This window comes from Vibrio sp. SBT000027, from assembly GCF_963894355.1.
Classification (GTDB): Bacteria; Pseudomonadota; Gammaproteobacteria; order Enterobacterales; family Vibrionaceae; genus Vibrio; species Vibrio splendidus.
In genome coordinates, this window is record NZ_CAWQGD010000001.1 from 323980 (window position 1) to 341462 (window position 17483).

15 protein-coding genes and 1 pseudogene are annotated in these 17483 nt (G+C 44.8%); 8 read left to right on the plus strand and 8 right to left on the minus strand.

Annotation, left to right across the window (positions count from 1 at the left end):
- Positions 1-20: 20 nt before the first annotated feature.
- On the minus strand, positions 21-2264 hold the full coding sequence (locus tag AACU28_RS01405) for a hypothetical protein (protein ID WP_121602171.1): 2244 nt from the start codon (positions 2262-2264) through the stop codon (positions 21-23).
- 297 nt (positions 2265-2561) lie between these two features.
- On the opposite strand from AACU28_RS01405, the gene AACU28_RS01410 reads away from it, so the two are divergent.
- Both AACU28_RS01410 and AACU28_RS01415 read left to right on the plus strand, forming a co-directional pair.
- The gene (locus AACU28_RS01410; RefSeq protein WP_017075701.1) at positions 2562-2717 is read left to right on the plus strand and encodes a DUF5993 family protein; all 156 of its coding nucleotides are present in this window, start codon (positions 2562-2564) and stop codon (positions 2715-2717) included.
- 9 nt (positions 2718-2726) lie between these two features.
- Positions 2727-3278, plus strand: coding sequence for a disulfide bond formation protein B (locus tag AACU28_RS01415; protein WP_004732394.1), 552 nt, complete (start codon positions 2727-2729; stop codon positions 3276-3278).
- A gap of 107 nt (positions 3279-3385) precedes the next feature.
- Here the strand turns inward: AACU28_RS01415 and dpaL are convergent, their stop codons facing one another.
- The 3 genes from dpaL to AACU28_RS01430 all read right to left on the minus strand — a co-directional run bounded on the left by dpaL (position 3386) and on the right by AACU28_RS01430 (position 5774).
- Positions 3386-4564, minus strand: coding sequence for a diaminopropionate ammonia-lyase (gene dpaL, locus AACU28_RS01420; protein ID WP_121602172.1), 1179 nt, complete (start codon positions 4562-4564; stop codon positions 3386-3388).
- Between the two features lie 126 nt (positions 4565-4690).
- Positions 4691-5074, minus strand: coding sequence for a RidA family protein (locus AACU28_RS01425; protein ID WP_004732389.1), 384 nt, complete (start codon positions 5072-5074; stop codon positions 4691-4693).
- Positions 5075-5096: 22 nt separating this feature from the next.
- Positions 5097-5774, minus strand: a complete 678-nt coding sequence (locus AACU28_RS01430) for a helix-turn-helix transcriptional regulator (RefSeq protein WP_004732387.1) — start codon at positions 5772-5774, stop codon at positions 5097-5099.
- 342 nt (positions 5775-6116) lie between these two features.
- Here AACU28_RS01430 and AACU28_RS01435 point away from each other — a divergent pair, with 342 nt between their 5' ends.
- The 6 genes from AACU28_RS01435 (at position 6117) to AACU28_RS01460 (ending at position 12350) form a co-directional block, all read left to right on the plus strand.
- Entirely contained in the window at positions 6117-7280 is a 1164-nt protein-coding gene (locus tag AACU28_RS01435; protein WP_102496333.1) for a M24 family metallopeptidase, read from the plus strand.
- Between the two features lie 95 nt (positions 7281-7375).
- Positions 7376-8146, plus strand: coding sequence for a maleate cis-trans isomerase family protein (locus tag AACU28_RS01440; protein ID WP_017082838.1), 771 nt, complete (start codon positions 7376-7378; stop codon positions 8144-8146).
- 23 nt (positions 8147-8169) lie between these two features.
- A complete protein-coding gene (locus AACU28_RS01445; RefSeq protein WP_017082837.1) occupies positions 8170-9132 on the plus strand; it encodes a DMT family transporter in 963 nt (320 codons plus the stop codon).
- 80 nt (positions 9133-9212) lie between these two features.
- On the plus strand, positions 9213-10208 hold the full coding sequence (locus AACU28_RS01450) for a DMT family transporter (protein WP_017082836.1): 996 nt from the start codon (positions 9213-9215) through the stop codon (positions 10206-10208).
- 3 nt (positions 10209-10211) lie between these two features.
- Positions 10212-11174, plus strand: coding sequence for a DMT family transporter (locus AACU28_RS01455; RefSeq protein WP_004732381.1), 963 nt, complete (start codon positions 10212-10214; stop codon positions 11172-11174).
- 24 nt (positions 11175-11198) lie between these two features.
- Positions 11199-12350 carry a M20 aminoacylase family protein gene (locus AACU28_RS01460; protein WP_004732379.1) on the plus strand — a complete coding sequence of 384 codons (1152 nt, stop codon included), beginning with the start codon at positions 11199-11201 and terminating at the stop codon, positions 12348-12350.
- Positions 12351-12433: 83 nt separating this feature from the next.
- On the opposite strand, the gene AACU28_RS01465 is transcribed toward AACU28_RS01460, so the two are convergent.
- From AACU28_RS01465 to AACU28_RS01480, 4 genes and pseudogenes are all read right to left on the minus strand, one after another.
- The gene (locus tag AACU28_RS01465) at positions 12434-13063 is read right to left on the minus strand and encodes a bifunctional 4-hydroxy-2-oxoglutarate aldolase/2-dehydro-3-deoxy-phosphogluconate aldolase (protein ID WP_102445510.1); all 630 of its coding nucleotides are present in this window, start codon (positions 13061-13063) and stop codon (positions 12434-12436) included.
- Between the two features lie 15 nt (positions 13064-13078).
- Positions 13079-13484, minus strand: a pseudogene (locus tag AACU28_RS01470) (PfkB family carbohydrate kinase); the annotation flags it as partial.
- A 96-nt stretch (positions 13485-13580) separates the two neighbouring features.
- The gene (gene ygjK, locus AACU28_RS01475; protein WP_121602173.1) at positions 13581-16271 is read right to left on the minus strand and encodes an alpha-glucosidase; all 2691 of its coding nucleotides are present in this window, start codon (positions 16269-16271) and stop codon (positions 13581-13583) included.
- Positions 16272-16450: 179 nt separating this feature from the next.
- Positions 16451-17218: a transcriptional regulator gene (locus tag AACU28_RS01480; RefSeq protein WP_121602174.1), complete on the minus strand. Its 768-nt coding sequence runs from the start codon at positions 17216-17218 to the stop codon at positions 16451-16453.
- Positions 17219-17483 lie beyond the last annotated feature (265 nt).

A 17483-nucleotide genomic window follows, 5' to 3' on the forward strand; every position in this document is an offset into this window, starting at 1 on the left:
GGGGCTAAGGGGTTAAGGAGCTAATAAAGCAGAAATAGCCCTTGATACCCCCCAAGCTTAACTTCTTTCACATACTCACCAACCCTGCCGTTCACATCGACGGGCCTCATTGGCTTGTTTAATGGAATACTGAGTTTCGGTGCCGAATAGAAGTCACGATTTTTACCATAGAAATCGGTTCGATAAAGTACGCGCCCATGCTCAAACTCTCTCGCGAGCACCATCTCTTGTGGGCCTCTCTCTACGATGTTTGTTTCCGATCGATAAAGAAAATAGGTATAGGTTGGTAACAGCTGAACCTTGCCGTTTGGCAGATCAGCATGCACAACTTGATGCTTGGTTGAATCGCCGACAATAGTGTAGTCACTGGGTGTTGAGTGTGTGGTCGAAAGCATCAACGGAATGGGCTCTAATTTATTCGGAATCCGGTTGGCTGGAAAGCCTAGGTCGATCTTGAGCAGTTGTGTCGGTCGGTAAGCCATGTTTTTCGGCACGCCACTCTTCCAAAAATTCTCTTCGGTAGTATTGCCGCTGCCATACACATAACTGCTATTCCATTGGTTAAAATAACTATGTTGTGGCTGGTAACTGAGGTAATAAATAGCGAGGGTTGAATACTGATCTTGTTGCCAGTTATCTTGGCTGTTACCTAGGTATTGAACGCGCCCATAGCGAGTAGTGGCTTGGAATATAACGTTTGAATCAGTGTTAGCTAACGCTGAGTTATCCCAAAACTTAGACAACCCGGCATAACCACTAAAGCCTGTAGAGGGGAATAAGTAGTGCTCCCTAAAGTACAGGTTTCCTGAGTCAATTAAGTGTGATTGCCCGTTTCGGCCATAAAGGTTGGCCGTTCCAATATTAAGGCCAATTGAAAGAGTGTCGTCGCTAGCTGATAACTGTTTGAGAAAGTCTGCGAATTGCGTTTTGTATTGCTTATCCGCTTCATTAGACCCTACGACAAGACCAAGCTCTTGAATGGTTCCTCCTGAATGAACCTCAAATTGATTGCTGCCAAGGAGTTTGTTGGTATCGTCGTTGTAGGCGCCATTGAGCCCCTGTTGCCCCCAATGTTTGGAATAGTAGTTTCGCATCAACATCAGTAGATCTGGGTTAGCAAGGTTGGTCAATGACCATGATGAGTTTTGGTTCCACATTCGGCCGAAAGGAATGACGCGAGACTCCCAACGAAATCGAGCCGTAGCCAATTTGTTGTTCCTATTTTTATATTCAACAGGTGATAAATAGTTGTCTTGGTCGAGATCGGCTGATTGGTCAAAACCACGGATCTTGCGCCAATGCTTGGTTTCGTTTGGTGGTTGTGAATCTGTCTTTGAAGTCTGCAGATCTTTGAGTACGATTCTCGGGAAATAGTCCTTCAATTGAACTTGATTTAAGCGAGGGCGGATATCATTTGGGTTCCCTTGCCAGCGCACCCTAACAACGTATAAACGCCCGCCATCTCGAATAAACGTAGAACCAAAATACTGACCCCCACCATAACTCTGACCACTTCCATCGTGAGTGCTTGCTCTTACCCAGTTAGATGGGACTCGCCAGTTTACGGCTTGGTTTCGGGTCATGTTGCTTGTGTTATCTTCCATTATAACGACGTTAGACCATGCCGTGACTTTGCCCTCAATGTTCATCGATGATGGATACTCAATCTGAAACTCTCCGCCCTGTACAAAGTGTGAAAATTCAAATGCTAAGTGATTGAATTTCTCAGAGTGATAAACGTAGAGAGCGCCACCTTTGTCGAAATGTTCAAACACATCAGCATCCCAAGGTGGTGGTTGATAAAGAGAAAAGCCCGCGTGCTTTTCATCAGCGGTATAGCCGATAATCATAGGTTTGCGATTTAAAGTGGTATTGGAACCGTGACTCGTATCAGGCTCTGCCAGAATCGAGTCTTCTGAAAAGTGTAGGAAAAAATCTTCGTAATCAATGCCATTTCGCTCTGCGGCATTTCTAATTTCGTTTTCTAATTCTCCTGAATTCAGATCCAATTTTTGGTTGTACATATAACCAATCGCGCTGACGCTTTCGTTATCATTTTTATTGGCGTAAGCCCCAAACACTAAGTCACTATTGTTGACCTCCCAATCGATCACCTCTCTGGCTGATAAGGGGGAGCCATGTAAATTGAACCCATTCTCATGTTGGCTTGGTAGCACAATGGTATAGCTTGCCAAGCTGGTGTTTGAAGACATAAGGCATGTGAAGGGAAGGGCCAAGAGTAGTCGAGTACGGTGTTTTTTCATCAAGCTTCCTAGTCACAATGGGAGCGATTTAATATCAGCCAAATTAAGCATCTCACGCTATGTCAGTGTAGCAAAGCACGGTATTGGGGTTCGGTGTACATCGGGAGGTTAGCTCGAATAGATATCAGCATGTAGCTTCTAACTTGACAGTTTGGAGGTTACTAACAACTATTAAGTTGATGATTTTTAATCCGTAATCCATTGGTTCACCTAAGGTGAATGACTAAGGAAGTAGGTGCGGGTGTTTTATGATGTTCAATATGACTGAACTCGATAAATAAGGAGGGGATGCCCCTTATGATGTCTTTACTGTTTTTGTTGTTACTTGTGGCGATGGTGTGCGGGTTTTTCGGTAAGAAAACCGCCGCGTATGGCTTTTTCGCTGGCTCAGTGATCCTTGGCTTGTATTGGTTCAATCATCATGCGACTGATCCACTCTCGATCTTATTGTAAGGAGCTAACATGAATCGAAATCAGTTAACTCTCTTGAATACGCTTGGCCTGTTAGGCATGACAGCCGTTTTATTGATCGGCTTTGTTCTGCAGTTCGTGTTAAATGAACTTCCTTGTCCTTTGTGTTTGTTGCAGCGCATTGGTTTTGTGATGGTGGCGTTTGGCTTCATGCTGAATGTGGTTTATGGGCCTCAATCTCGTCACTATGGCGTCATTCTGATTGGCGCTTTGTATGGTGTGGCCACATCGCTAAGACAAGTCTCTTTGCACGTAATTCCCGGAACTCCAGGCTACGGCAGTCCTATTTTGGGAATGCACTATTACACATGGGCATTTGTACTGTTTGTGGCGACGATTCTTGCTGTGTCGGTTATTTTGATGCTGACCAATAAGACCGAATCTCATGAACCATACAAGATGGGCAATTTCGGGCGGATTGTGTGTCTTCTGGCAATCGCGGTGGTGGCATTGAATGCTATTGCTACGTTTGTCGAGTGTGGGCCATATCAGTGTCCGGATAACCCGGTGAGCTATTGGTTACTCAATCAAGGTGCGAGTTAGAAAAATGGTGCTTTGAGAGAGCGATTAAAGAACAACTGGCAAAAGAAAAGCCACAGCGTTCGCTGTGGCTTTGTCGTTAGTGTTGTGGAGTTTATTACCGTCAGCAATTAGCTAGAGTGGTGCAACCCATTCCAAACGATGTCGCGGTAACGTGTTTGGTTGGTGTCGCCTTCCGTGCTGAAGAGCATGATGGTTGCGTCTTCATTTAAGCCTAGAGTGTCACGCGTTGCTTGGTCTGCGCCCTCTCGGCAAAGTTGGTAAAGAAGACCTAGTGTAATCGCACCTGACTCACCGCTGATGATTTGGCTGTCACCTTGTAGTGGGTTACCTAGAACACGCATTCCGTTTGCTGAAATACTGTCATCAACCGAGATAAAGTAGTTACTACAATCACGCAATACTGGCCATGTCACTGGGTTTGGTTCTCCACACGCAAGGCCCGCCATGATTGAGTTCAACTCACCGGTTACGTTGACCATTTCGCCTTTCTCGCCTGAGCGGAAAATACAATCTGCGGCTGCTGGCTCTGCAATGATGGTTTCAAATGTATCTGCGCCTAGCTTGTCTGCAAGGTAGCCTAATATGCCGCCTGCCATTGCACCTACACCAGCTTGTAAGAATACGTGAGTTGGAGCGCTAAACTCTTGCTCTTGAACTTGCTCGACGGCTTCGTCTGCCATGGTCATGTAACCTTGAGAGATCCATGTTGGGATCTCTTCATAGCCATCCCATGCTGTGTCTTGTACTAGCATCCAACCGTTATCTTGAGCGGTTTGGTTTGCCATGCGTACCGTGTCGTCGTAGTTAACTTCCGTCACGATGCACTCTGCACCTAAACCTTGAATGCGGTTAACACTGGCTTGAGACGAGCCTTTTGGCATATAAACCACAGCTTTTTGGCCCATTTCACGAGCCGCCCACGCGACACCAGTGCCATGGTTACCCGCTGTTGCTGTCGTAAATACAAGTGGCTTATCCAGTTTTGAAGCAACAGTTTTAAGGTTGATCTCAGAAATATCAATGCCAAGATGTTTTGCCAATTGGCGACCCAGAGCGTAAGAACCGCCGAGTACCTTGAATGCATTCAAACCGAAGCGTTTTGATTCGTCTTTTACTAGGAGCGCTTTAACACCAAGGTGATTAGCAAGATTAGGAAGAGAGACAAGTGGCGTTGGTTGGTAACCTTCGATCTGACGGTGAAACTCACGCGCTTGTTGCGCTTGAGATGCAGTGAATAGCTCGCAAACTTGTCCAGTGTAGAATGAATTTTTTGATAGTTTTAACATAGGGCACACTTAGATACAGGCAGAGGAATTAAAGGCCATCAAGCGATGTTCAATGACCTTACTTTGTCGTTAATAACATTACATAGTTATTTTTTGCTATACGCAGTCACTAAAAGCAATACGTGATTACTTGATGTAAGCGATCGCTTCAACTTCGACTAGTGCGTCTTTTGGCAAACGAGCGGCTTCAACACAAGAGCGTGCTGGCGCGTTCTCTGTACCAAATACTTCCGTGTACACCTCGTTAAATGCAACGAAGTTTTCCATATCAGATAGGAAACATGTGGTTTTAATAACGGTATCCAGTGAACCACCACTTTGTTCCAAAACTGCTTTTAGATTTTCTAGTGACATACGAGCTTGCTCTTTGATGCCACCTTCAACAAACGCCATTGTTTTTGCATCAAGCGGTAATTGACCTGAAGTGAAGATTAGGTCTTTGAATGCCATACCTTGAGAGTAAGGGCCGATTGCTGCTGGTGCTAGATCTGTATGGATTTTTGTTTTCATTTCGTTTCTCTTTATATGATTTCTATGCTCTAAACTCGCGGATGTATTTGTAAATAGCGTGGCGAGTAATACCAAGACGCTCAGATACGAATGCTGTCGCCTCTTTTAATTCGAAAATACCGTTCTCAAGCAACTGCTTGGTAATGGCTTTGTTTCGACCTTTTAAGTTGACTGACTCATCGTTGTCGACTTCAAAAATAGCGTGCTCAAGCGCTTGCTCAATCACTTCTGTTGTTGAAGCTCCAAAGTTCTCATGCACACCCACAGGGGCATGAGCCATGTCTGGCATTAAAGTTTTTATGATCTCAGGAAACGGGTGAGACAAGTTCATATTGATACAGAACAGCCCAATTGGTTTGCCATTTTCTCCAGCTAGTACACAGGTCGTAGACTTAAGTAACGATCCATCTTTGCTGGTGGTGAAGTAACTCTTTGGCGTGACCTCACCAGTGCTCTCAAACACACTCAGCATCTTCAGCCCCAGATCGGTGATAGGTGACCCTACTTCTCGACCCGTGTGGTGTCCGTTCACTATCTTCACTACCGACTTTTCAAAGCTCTCGAATGAATGAATCACAACCTCACAGTGCGGACCAATAAAGTCGGCAATGGTTTCGGCTAAGCGAAAGTTCAGTGCGAGATGCTCTCTGTCATTGTCGGTGAATTCTACGTTAAACGATTTATATGCTGATGCGTTCATTTTAGACCACTGTTGTTAACTTTAATTGCCTTTCATTATCTTTGGTTACTCGATGTATTTCAAGTTGCCAATTAACTTTATGTAACTATAAGACTATATATCCGCTTCCTACACAAGTCTAAAGTTACAAATAAGTACCTAAAATTGATCGTAATCAACAATATTTCCAGTTTTAGATGCTTTCTGGTCACTATAGTTAACCCTAAGATCTTGGTCACATTATTTAACTTAAATGTCAGTAAGATGCTCACCGTAACGTAAACAAAATTGAACTATAGGGTTGGTTACTGGTTGTGAAGAGCAGCAGAAGTGCCTACCTAAATACAATAATTAGAGGTTCCAATGACTAACTACCTAAACCGCGGCTTTGAACAAGCTGAGTTTGAACACAGAACATCACGCGCTCAAAAAGTCATGCATGAGATGAATCTGGATGCGATGATTTTCACAACCGAACCAAACGTTCGCTACTTCACTGGCTTCCACACTCAGTTTTGGCACAGCCCAACTCGTCCATGGTTTGTCATCGTTCCTGCAGAAGGAAAGCCGATTGCGATTGTTCCTGAAATAGGAGCAAGTGGTATGGCGGGAACATGGGTCGATAACATTATTACTTGGCCTTCTCCTCGTCCTGAAGATGATGGCATTAGCTTAGTAGCTAGCGCATTGAACTCTCTGTCTTGTCGTCATGGCCGAGTAGGCGCAACGCTGGGCATTGAATCTCACCTACGTATGCCTGTGAACAATTACTTGAAATTAACCACCATGGTTAAGAAAGACTTTGTTGATGTGTCTTTAGCAATGCATGAACTTCGTCAGATCAAGTCACAAGCTGAAATCGAGAAAACACGTGAAATCTGCCGCATTACCAATGTTGGGTTTAGCAAGATCCCTCAATACGCAAAAGCCGGCATGACCGAGCGTGAAATCTGTAAACAGTTCCGTATCGATATGTTGTTAGAAGGTGCGGACGAATGCCCTTACATCATCGCAGGCTCAGGGCCAGATGGTTATGACAGCATCATCATGGGCCCAACTGATCGCATCATTGAGCCAGGAGATGTGTTGATCATCGATACCGGTGCTGTACGTGATGGTTATTTCTCTGATTTCGACCGTAACTGGGCATTTGGTCATGCAAGTGAGCAAACCAAAGCGGCATACCGCGCTACTTACGAAGCTACCACGAAAGGCTTTGAGGCTGCGAAACCGGGCGCAACCACGACTGACATCTACAACGCGATGTGGGGAGTATTAGAAGCCAATGGTGCATTGGGCAACGACGTTGGTCGTCTTGGTCATGGTTTAGGTATGGAGCTGACAGAGCGCCCGTCTAACACGGCTACCGACAACACAGTACTTAAGCCGGGTATGGTGATGACATTAGAACCGGGCATGGTTTACGCACCGGGTAAGTCAATGGTTCACGAAGAGAATATCGTGATTACTGAAGACGGCGCTGAATGGTTAAGCAAACGCGCAGAGCCAGAACTGATCATTATTTAGCTCAAAACTTAACACCTTACAAATTTAACACCCTACAAAAGCTGGCTCTGGACTCCAGAGTCAGCACATAAAAATTATAAAAATACGAGTTTCTCATGCAAACAATAGAACAGTTTCGTCAATTTGAAATCCCATTACAGCACGTTCAGGCCCCAAGAATTGGTCGAGTTCATATCGGTTTAGTACAACTAAGTACTGACCACTCTTTAGAGATGGACTGGGCAAAGTTACTGGGTACACAAGCGGGTGTGTTTAGCTCCCGCGTTTATTACAGCAGCGAGATGACACCAGAAGCGCTCGACCAAATTGCGGTTGGAATCAGTGAAGCATCAGATTTGATTGCTACTGGCTTACCGATGGATGTTATGGCGTTTGGTTGCACTTCAGCTTCTATCATTATTGGTGAAGAAAAAGTAGCAAACCTTCTTACACAAAATCGCGGTGATATTCCCGCAACGAATCCATGGACAGCTGCTCAAGCTGCATTTAAGCACTTGGGTGCAAAGAAAGTTGCCGTGTTTTCCCCTTATCCAACAGAAGTGAATTTCCCTCTTTATCAACAACTGACTGCCGCTGGCTTTGAAGTTCCTGTTTTAGGTTCACTTGGTATTGAGAAAGACACTGACATTACCACGGTTTCAAAGGAATCAATGATGGAAGCATTAAGCGAAATGCTGCCTGATTCTAGTGCCGATGTTGTATTTATGTCTTGCACCAACCTTCGTGTTCTTGACCACATTCAAGAGATTGAAGATCGATTTGGTATCCCTGTCGTGTGCAGCAACTCTGCGATGTTCTGGCATTGCATGCACCTAGTCGGCAAGACAGCTCAGTGTCCAGGTTACGGACAATTGCTAAATCAATAGCAACCAATGAAAGGAATTTAAAGATGAGTAATACAGTAAAAGGTTGGATCGCGGCCATTTTCATTGGCCTGCTATGGGGTATTCCATGGATCGTTGGAACACCAATTCTAGAAGTAATGGATGCACAGGTCTTGGTATGGGTTCGCTATACCGTAGCCTTCATTACCTTATTTGTGATTATCCAAGTCAGCAATGCGATGGGTAAACCACAGAAAAAAGTCGACTTTAAGCTTAATTGGGCAAATCGACACGACATTTTCTGGGCAGCATGTTGCGGCATTATTGGTCAAGGCGCTTTCAGTTTTTTATCGTTCCTGTCTCTTGACTACATCACTGCTTCAGAAAACGGCGTAATCCAAGGGCTTATTCCAATCATTATCTTGTGTGTTGGTTTCCTTCGTCATGGTGAACGTTTTACTCCAATGCAAATTTTGGCGGCGGTTGGTGCGTTCGCTGGTGTCGCTATCTTGGTAATGGATCCATCTGTTGAAGGCAGTGGTTTCAACATTGGTCACTTGATCTGTCTTGGTAGCGCGGCGAGTTTCTCTACGATGGCTTACGCTCGTGCGAAACTTGCTGAGAAATATGGCTCAGTGGCGACGATGTACCACCAGTTCATTTTTGCGGCAATCGGTTTTGGTCTTTATCTACTCGTTGTGGGGGCGGACTTCTCTTCAGCACTCGGTATTTTCAGTTCTCCACTTCGTATGGCTTGTATTGCAATTCTGGGTGTGGGTATTTCAGGTATCAGCTACCTAATCTACATCTATGCAATGGAACGAGTCGGCGTAGACGGAACGGGTATGGCACTTAACTTGATGCCTCTGTCTTCTTTCGTACTGGCTGTATTTGCCCTCGGTGAAGCGGTAACGCCAATGCGACTATTAGCGATTGCGGTCGTTATTGGCTCAATGATGCTGTTCATGAAGTTTGGTAAGGCGAAGAAAAAAGCGCCTCAGATGAAAACGGCGACAAACGCTAACTAACCGTCAACCACGATACAAATTACAAGTAATAAGGCGGTGTGCCGCACCGCCATTATCGAAAAATTATGGAAGATAGAAAGATGAACACAACAAACAGAGACACATTTTTAGGATGGACTGCCGCCATTGCCGTTGCCTGTATCTGGGGCGTAACAGGGGTGGTCTCTAAGCCGCTTTCTATGGCTGTTGATCCGATGACATTGGTATTTTTCCGCTACGTTACCGCGGTAATTGGCCTATCAATCATTTTCTTTTTTACATCACGTAGCAAAAACTTAAGTGCAGACTTAGGGTCTTCATTAAAGATCGATACCAAAGATATTGGACGTATTGCGCTTTGTGGCATCGTGGGACAAGGGGTTTTCTCACTTTTTAATTTCCTTTCTCTTTCTCATATTGGTGCGACTGAAAACGGTGTTATCCAAGGTATGCAGCCGTTCGCGACAGTCTTCTTCGGTATGATGTTTATGAACTTCCGTATGAACAAGATTCAGTGGGGCGCTTTCATCGCATCTGCAGTTTGTATTTACGCAATGAGTGTCGGGCCAACAAACACCATTGAAGGCGGTACTCCGCTGCTGGGTTATGTTTACGTGACATGCTCGATGCTGGCTTTAGCGTGGACGGCACATTTACGTGCTAGCTTAGCGGACAAATACGGCTCAGTGGTTTCCATGCTGTACCAATACATTTCGGTTGCTGTGATGGGCATTATCGTTGTGTTGACCATGGGCTTGGACTTGTCTCAGATTTACATTATTTTCTCTAGCCCGCTGTTGATTGCACTGCTTATTTTCTTAGGTACAGGCATTTCTGGTGGTAGCTACTTGATTCAATTGTATTCTTTCAAGCGTATCGGTGTAGAAAAGGCAACGATGGCATTAAACCTCATGCCTTTGGTTGGCTACTTAGTGGCAGTTGTGACACTTGGTGAGCAGATGGCCATGGGGAAAACCATTGTCGTTTCATTGATTGTCGTAGCACTTTACGTGTTCACTAAGTTTGAAACGAAGCAAGAAGAACAGACAGCAGAAAACTTAGCTTGCGATAAGAAAGCAACGCCAGAAGCGAGCTAAGTGATGAAGTCAGTGACTAAAGGTTGGATTGCAGCAATTAGCGTTGGTTTGCTATGGGGCTCTGAGGCTGCTTTAGCTACCTTGCCACTGCAAACCATTGATGCACGATTGTTAGTGTGGCTGCGCTACATGATGGCATTCTCGGTTTTATCTTTAGTCCTGATTTTTGGAGCAATACGTCAAACCAATACTCAAACTAAACCGAAACTGTCGTTCAGTTGGGCTAATCGAAGCGATTTATTTAAGTTATTAGTGTGTGGTGTAGTAGGCCAAGGTTTATTTAGCTTCTTGTCATTTCTATCACTCGATTATATTTCGCTATCGGAAAACGGAGTCATTCAAGGTCTTGTACCGATTGCAATCTTGGCTATTGGGCAAGTTTTCTATGGTGCACGCTTTACGCGTATGCAAATTGCCTCAAGTGGGATTGCTTTGATTGGAGTGAGCATATTGGTTCTTGCTCCGCCGTTTACTTCGGAAGATAGCGGTGTGAACATTGGCCATCTGATTTGCTTATTGAGTGTGTTGAGCTTTGCATCTGTCACCCACTTACGGGCTCATCTGGCAGAGAAATACGGTGCAACTCGCACCATGCATTATCAGTTTGGTTTCGCAGCTGTTGGTTTTTTCATTTATTTATTGGTGTCAGGTATAGATGTACCTAGCCTGCTACTGGTGATGCGCCCTTCTTGGTCACTTCTATGCATTATGGTGTTAGGAGGTTTTGTATCAGGTCTGGGCTATATCGCGTATATCTACGGCATAGAACGTGTGGGAGTTGAAGGCAGCAGCATGGCTTTAAACCTCATCCCTATGTCAGCATTTTTCATTGCTGTTTTGGTGTTCGGAGAGCCTATCACCCCCTTGAGGGCGATGGCGGTTGGCTTAATCATCGTTGCTATGATGCTATTTGCAACCTCCAACAAATCTCGCGAAATGACATCTAAAACAGTTTCAACAAATTAATTTTAAGTAATTATTGGAGTTTCCATGACTAACACTGCCACTGTCACAGAATGGCGTCGCCATCTACATCAGTACCCTGAATTTGGTACTGAAGAGTTCAAAACCTCTGAATTTGTTGCGAATAAACTCGAAGAGTTCGGCATTGAAGTTCACCGTGGTATTGGTGGAACCGGTGTTCTGGGAATTTTAAAAAATGGTACAAGCGATCGCTCGATTGGGTTGCGTGCTGACATGGATGCCCTGCGTATTCATGAAGAGAATACGTTTTGTCATGCTTCTAAACATGATGGCGCGATGCATGCTTGTGGTCATGACGGGCATACAGCTATGTTGTTGGGTGCCGCGCAAGAGCTAGCAAACAGCAAGCAATTTGATGGCACCGTTTACTTCATTTTCCAACCCGATGAAGAGCGTGGTACAGGCGCCAAAGCGATGATCGAAGACGGCCTGTTTACTCGTTGGAATATGGATGCGATTTACGCAATGCATAACCTTCCGGGTATTCCTGAAGGTAAGTTTGTGACTCGCCCCAATTCATTAATGGCGAGTGAAAGTAGCTTTGAAATTATTATCAAGGCGACGGGTGGTCATGCCGCTATGCCACACATGGGAACCGACCCAATTGTAGTTGGAGCTCAGGTTGTGACCGCCTTACAAACCATTGTTTCACGTAATTTGAGTGCAATTGATGAGACGGCGGTTATCTCAGTGACTAACTTTGTTACCAACGGCACCGTTAACGTGATTCCTTCACAAGTGACCATTTCAGGTGACACTCGTAGCTTCACGGATCAAGCGCTACACAAGATTGAGAAAGCGATCGAGCGTGTCGTCGCTGGCCAGTGCATGTCGGCAGGTGTTGATTATCAATACCACTTCAACAACAGCTTCTTATCAACGATTAACACGCCTGAAGAGACGGCTCATGCAGTGAAAGCAGCACAAGCGGTTGTTGGTGAAGAGAATGTGAATGGAGCTTGTGAACGCTTCACCATCAGTGAGGATTTCTCGTTCATGTTACGCGAAGTAAAAGGGTGCTATGTGCTAGTTGGGAATGGTGTTGGTGAATGTGGAGGCACTGCGCTTCATAATCCACACTACGATTTCAACGACAATATTCTGGAGCATGGTGTTGGGTTCTGGAAGACGCTTGTAGAGCAACAATTGTCACAATAGATAGATGAAAAAAGAGCGAGAGGCTAACTTCTCGCTCTTTTTGTATCTAAGGCGTTCTCAAATTGGTGAACGGCTTAGTTTGCTTAACGATTCACCTGCTCAACAATCTCTCGCGTTAGGCGGGCAATCTCATCCCACTCTCCGTTTTCAACGAGCTTTTTGTCCACCATCCACGTACCACCGCAGGCTAATACTTGAGGCACGGCTAAGTAGCTATCGATGTTTGATGGCGTGATACCGCCAGTCGGCATGAGTCTAATGTCGCCATAAGGTCCGACTAACGATTTCACCATACTGATACCGCCAGAAGCTTCTGCAGGGAAGAACTTCAAGGTTGTTAAGCCCATCTCTAATGCCGCTTCAACTGTGCTTGGATTGTTCACACCCGGAATGATGTCGATACCGATCTCTTGGCATGCTTTAACTGTGTTTGGATTAAACCCTGGTGATACCACAAACGTTGCGCCTGCTTCTTTCGCGGCCAGTGCTTGCTCACGGTTCAAGATAGTGCCCGCGCCGATCAGCATTTGTGGCTGTGCTTGGCGAAGCAGTCGGATAGCTTCAACAGCGGCGTCTGAACGGAAGGTAATCTCAGCCGCGGGAAGCCCATTCTCAGCCAATACTTTGCCTAGAGGGATAATATCCTCTGCGTTATCAATGGCGATAACAGGGATAACTTTAAGTGCTTTTAGCTGTTCGTTAATTGTAGACATGTGTACTTCTTAATATCAGTTTGAAAGAGTGTCGGTGATGGCTTTTGGAATAATTGCACCGTGGTGCTGAATCACTAGTCTCGCTAGTGCATTACCTTGTTGGCAGGCTTCTGACACAGAACCACCAGAGAGATAACAAGATAAGAAGCCACCGTTAAAAGAGTCGCCTGCAGAGGTGCTGTCAACCACAGTTTCGACAGGTGTCGTTGTGACTTTTACTGGCACATCTTCGAGGTTTTCACTGATCAAGCAGCCTTCAGCACCAAGCTTGACTACAACAGTTTTGACGCCGAGTGCATGCAGTCTTTTTATGGTGTCTTGTGGTGTCTTGTGGTGTTTGATCACTCCACAACAGTTGTTCATCATCGAACGTGACTAGGGCTATATCGGTCGTTTTATAGCCCAATAGATAGCACTCTTTTTTACTGTGACTTTTGAACCTGACTTGAAGAGGTTTAAGCGGTTGCAGATGCTAGGGGGGTCATCTGCAACGCCTAATATTTGGGAAGTGTGGCTGCTATTTACTCACGAAACCGTTGTACAACATGTAAAGGTGCGCTGCACTCCAAGAGAAGTTATTCGCGCCCTGAACCTCACCCGTTTCTGGGTTGTAGTTTTCCTGAATCGGGGTAGCTTCTGTTAGGCCTTGCGCATTTTGGAATAGCTTGTCGACCATTTGACGCGCTTCCACACCGTATCCATAGTTGTCCATACCGCGTACACCAAAGTAGAACTGATCCAGCCACACGCGACCACGCCAGTAAATGTCAGGGCCGTAAGCGGGGTTGTCCATTGATGCCGTACCTAGCGGAATCTTAGGTGAGTTAAACTTGCTGGTATTTAGCATGTTCTCTACGACTTTATCCGCATGTTCTTGCGTCGCTGCGTTGTTGAATAGTGGTGACCAACCTTCAGGCCCCATACCGCGCTTCACCAGTACCGGACCTGCACATTGGTTAGGGAGCCCATTTGGTACCACTTCGATATCGTAGTAGAAGCCTGTTGACTCATCGTACATACAACGGTTGATGTACTCTTTGGTGTCGGATGCTTTTTCTGCAAACTCAGCGGCTTTGTCGGCTTTACCCAATACGTCGGCAATTTGTGACAGGTATAGGTTGTCTGAGTACCAGTAAGAGGCTTGATCTACCGACTCTTGCATCAGTGAATAACCTGATAAGTTGTTTGAATCGTCAGTGTTCTCGTTGAACTTCACTTCCCAATCTTTCTTCGCCTGAGCCAGTTTGTTCATGTTCCCAACCGAGTCATCAAGGTAAGTCACCACTGAACCGTCTGTACCCATCGCCATGTCATACGTATTGTCGAAACCATTAGTGTCATGAGCGTAGCGACCCATTTGGTCTATCACTTCTGCTTCTTTTTGCGTTGGTTGCTCTGCCATGCTTTGTAGGTTGTCGATGGTGTCGATAAAACCGAACACGCCTGCGTTATCACGCCCCGACTCCCAACCTGCTGCGACTTTCGCTGGGATACTCATCGCTGTGTAATCACCAGAAGTCAGCAATTCATTGTACTTCTCTATGCTAGTTTCTTTGATCCACTGGTCGCCATTAGCTTCGTCTTTGTATTGGAACTTCATATCGTCAACAGACGCATCTGATCCCCAAGAACCGTCATTCACGTCACCTGCAAAAACCGTGTGGATTGGGTCTTTTGCCGCGCCATATTCCGGTATTCCGTTCTTGTTGGTATCACGAGCACGTAACCACCAATCGTGGAACGCAACTAGCTTCGGATACATTTCTTCCAGCCATCTTTGCGCTTCTTCTGGACGATTATGTTCGTCTTTCAGAGCGGTATACACTTCCCATACCGCCCATGCTGCCAGTGATGGTTTGGTATTTCGTTCATTCCAGTTCAGGCCATCGGTCGCTTGAGGGAATACTTTTTTGTATTCCGCTGACATGCCTTCCCAGCGTTCTGCTGGTAGGTTGTATGTCACAACATCAAGCAGGTAACCTTCATCCCAAGGGCGTACTGGATCATCAGATTGCACTTGGTATTGGAATACCGTGCGAATGTTTTCCATCGCTACATCTGGGTTGAAGTGAGACATCGCATAAGCTTGCTTCCACGTATCCCACGGCCATGTCATGTTGCCCGAGAAGTAAGGGGCCGTAACGGAAGGTGTAACGGTGTCGTGATCAATTGCACCCGCAGCACCACGCCAGTTCGCGTTTAATGTTTCCATTGCTTTTACTGCAACAAACTCATGTTCTTTTGAAGCCGCATCGTTGGTGAGACCGTTTTCTAGGTATTCTTCCCAACGCATGGCTGAATCGTGCATGTAACCTTTTGGATCGGCCATCACCTTATTCAGTTTTCCAAACTCAGACGCTTGCTCTTTGGTGTTTTGAACGTGAGTGTAAGCCGTGTATAACGTGATCTCTTCGCCATCGCCTAGAGAGGCCGTTTGCACGAAACCTTTCTTGTCATCATTGATGGTAGAAGTTTCTGGTTTGATAGAGCGCGTTACTTCGAACTTTGAATCGCCAGAAGTCAGCAACGACCAGGAATCGCGAACTGCGCCAAAAGACACATCTACGCCATTTTCTGTCGCCGCGATTTCACGTGAGTAAGTAGGGTATGCATCTTCAACACTGCGAACGGTGCTGTCGTCATTCTTGTATGCCGTGCCATCATCAGCACGATAGTTTTGCATCAACTCACCATCCCATTCACCTTGAACATCCAGCTTATTTGGGTTCTTTATGGTGGTTTTCACAAGAGAAGTTCGATTAGTCACAAAACGCATTTCTAGCTCGGCTTCAATACCGTTCTCGCCAGTATACTTTTGGATCAACGCGCCAGGTTGTGAGTATGCGTTTGTCAGTTCTAGCGGCATAACCTGACCATCAACAGTCAGAGACAAGCGGTCAAAACGTGCAGCCATGAATGACACGTATTCTTCGGTCAGCAGTGCTGTACCACCAAGAGTGATTTCACCGCCTTTGGTGTCTAATGTGTGGCCGTGCCATGAACCGTTATCGAACATTGGAATGTAGCGCAGGTGACCGCCGTGTAAATCACGTAATGCCACTGGTACCCCTGCACGATCGATGGTGTTGTGGAATTCGGCCGCTTTAAGTGGAGCATCTATATTCGAGCTATTATCACTACTGTTGCATCCGCTTAGCGTTAGAGCAACTCCGACAGCAATCGCACATAGAGACGTTTTAAACTGCATGTTGTATCCTTAATTTATTGATTTTTGAACCTGATCAGGCGAAAAAAGGTCGAGACATGCCCTGCCGAGTTTCGTGATGAAGATTCAGCCTTATTTATTTCACTTATTGGTATCAGAAAAGACCGCTTATTTACGTCTATTCTTTATTTATTCAACTTGTTTAAATAACAAGTAATTAATTATTTTTCGTTTGCCATCGATATGGATTTTAATAATTCACCATCAATATTTGGAATCGTATCAGAAAGAAATATCTGATTGCCTGGTGTGTAGGTCATCAATACATTTCTGAGTCGTTCGCTACCTTCACCATTCTTGTTTTGTACATCAAACTCAATCAGTTTGTTGTATACTTCGTTCGCCAGTTTCTCTTCTTGTTCTTCAGTAATAGCAATGCTTCCCATACAGATAGGGGGACGTACATCATGGCTGAAAACTTCATTTCGAAAACGTTTAGCGAATAAAGTATCAAGCTTAGAACCTTCTTCAAAAATAAAACGACCTTGATCTTTGAATCGGTATTGGTCATTACCTTTTAATTCAACATAATCCATCATTTCTAATGCGCGAAAATATATGGCGACTGACGTATGGCTCAGTCGGTATTTACTGGCAATATCTTGTGGTGACCATTCTTTTCGTCGTAATAGATACAAAAAGTCAAACAAATATGGGTGCTGGTTAAATATTTCACTGTTGATATCGGTGATGAATTGTTCGTTATCTTGCTGTAACTGTTTGCCTCGCATAGATAATTCTACCAAGTCAGTATCTAAATGAGTGGCATACGAAAGTATTTTGTCTAGCCCCAAAGACGTATTGTGCAGTTGCCTTTTAATAGTTGATAGAGGAATTGCCATCCCAACAGAGAGGTCGGAATAACAAATCCCTTTCTCTTTGATTTTTTCTCGTAAAGCAGCAAGTAAATACGTTGCGGAATTATTCATCTAACAATGCCTGTTTTATTTTTGTCAGCATCCCTGATAATAAATTCAAGAGAATCCTACTCTTGTGATTCTGGTTCCAAACATTTCCAACATTTACTATGAGTTAAATAACTACCAAGCTTGAGATTTTTACTTGTTGCTATCTGTACAAGTTTTACTCAATATTATTAGTTTTTATCTCTTTGTCAGTATGCGATGAGTATAATTGTTTTGATGCATAAAATTAAGTTAACGATGGTTTTTAGTAAAAGTTTTCTTTAGAGAG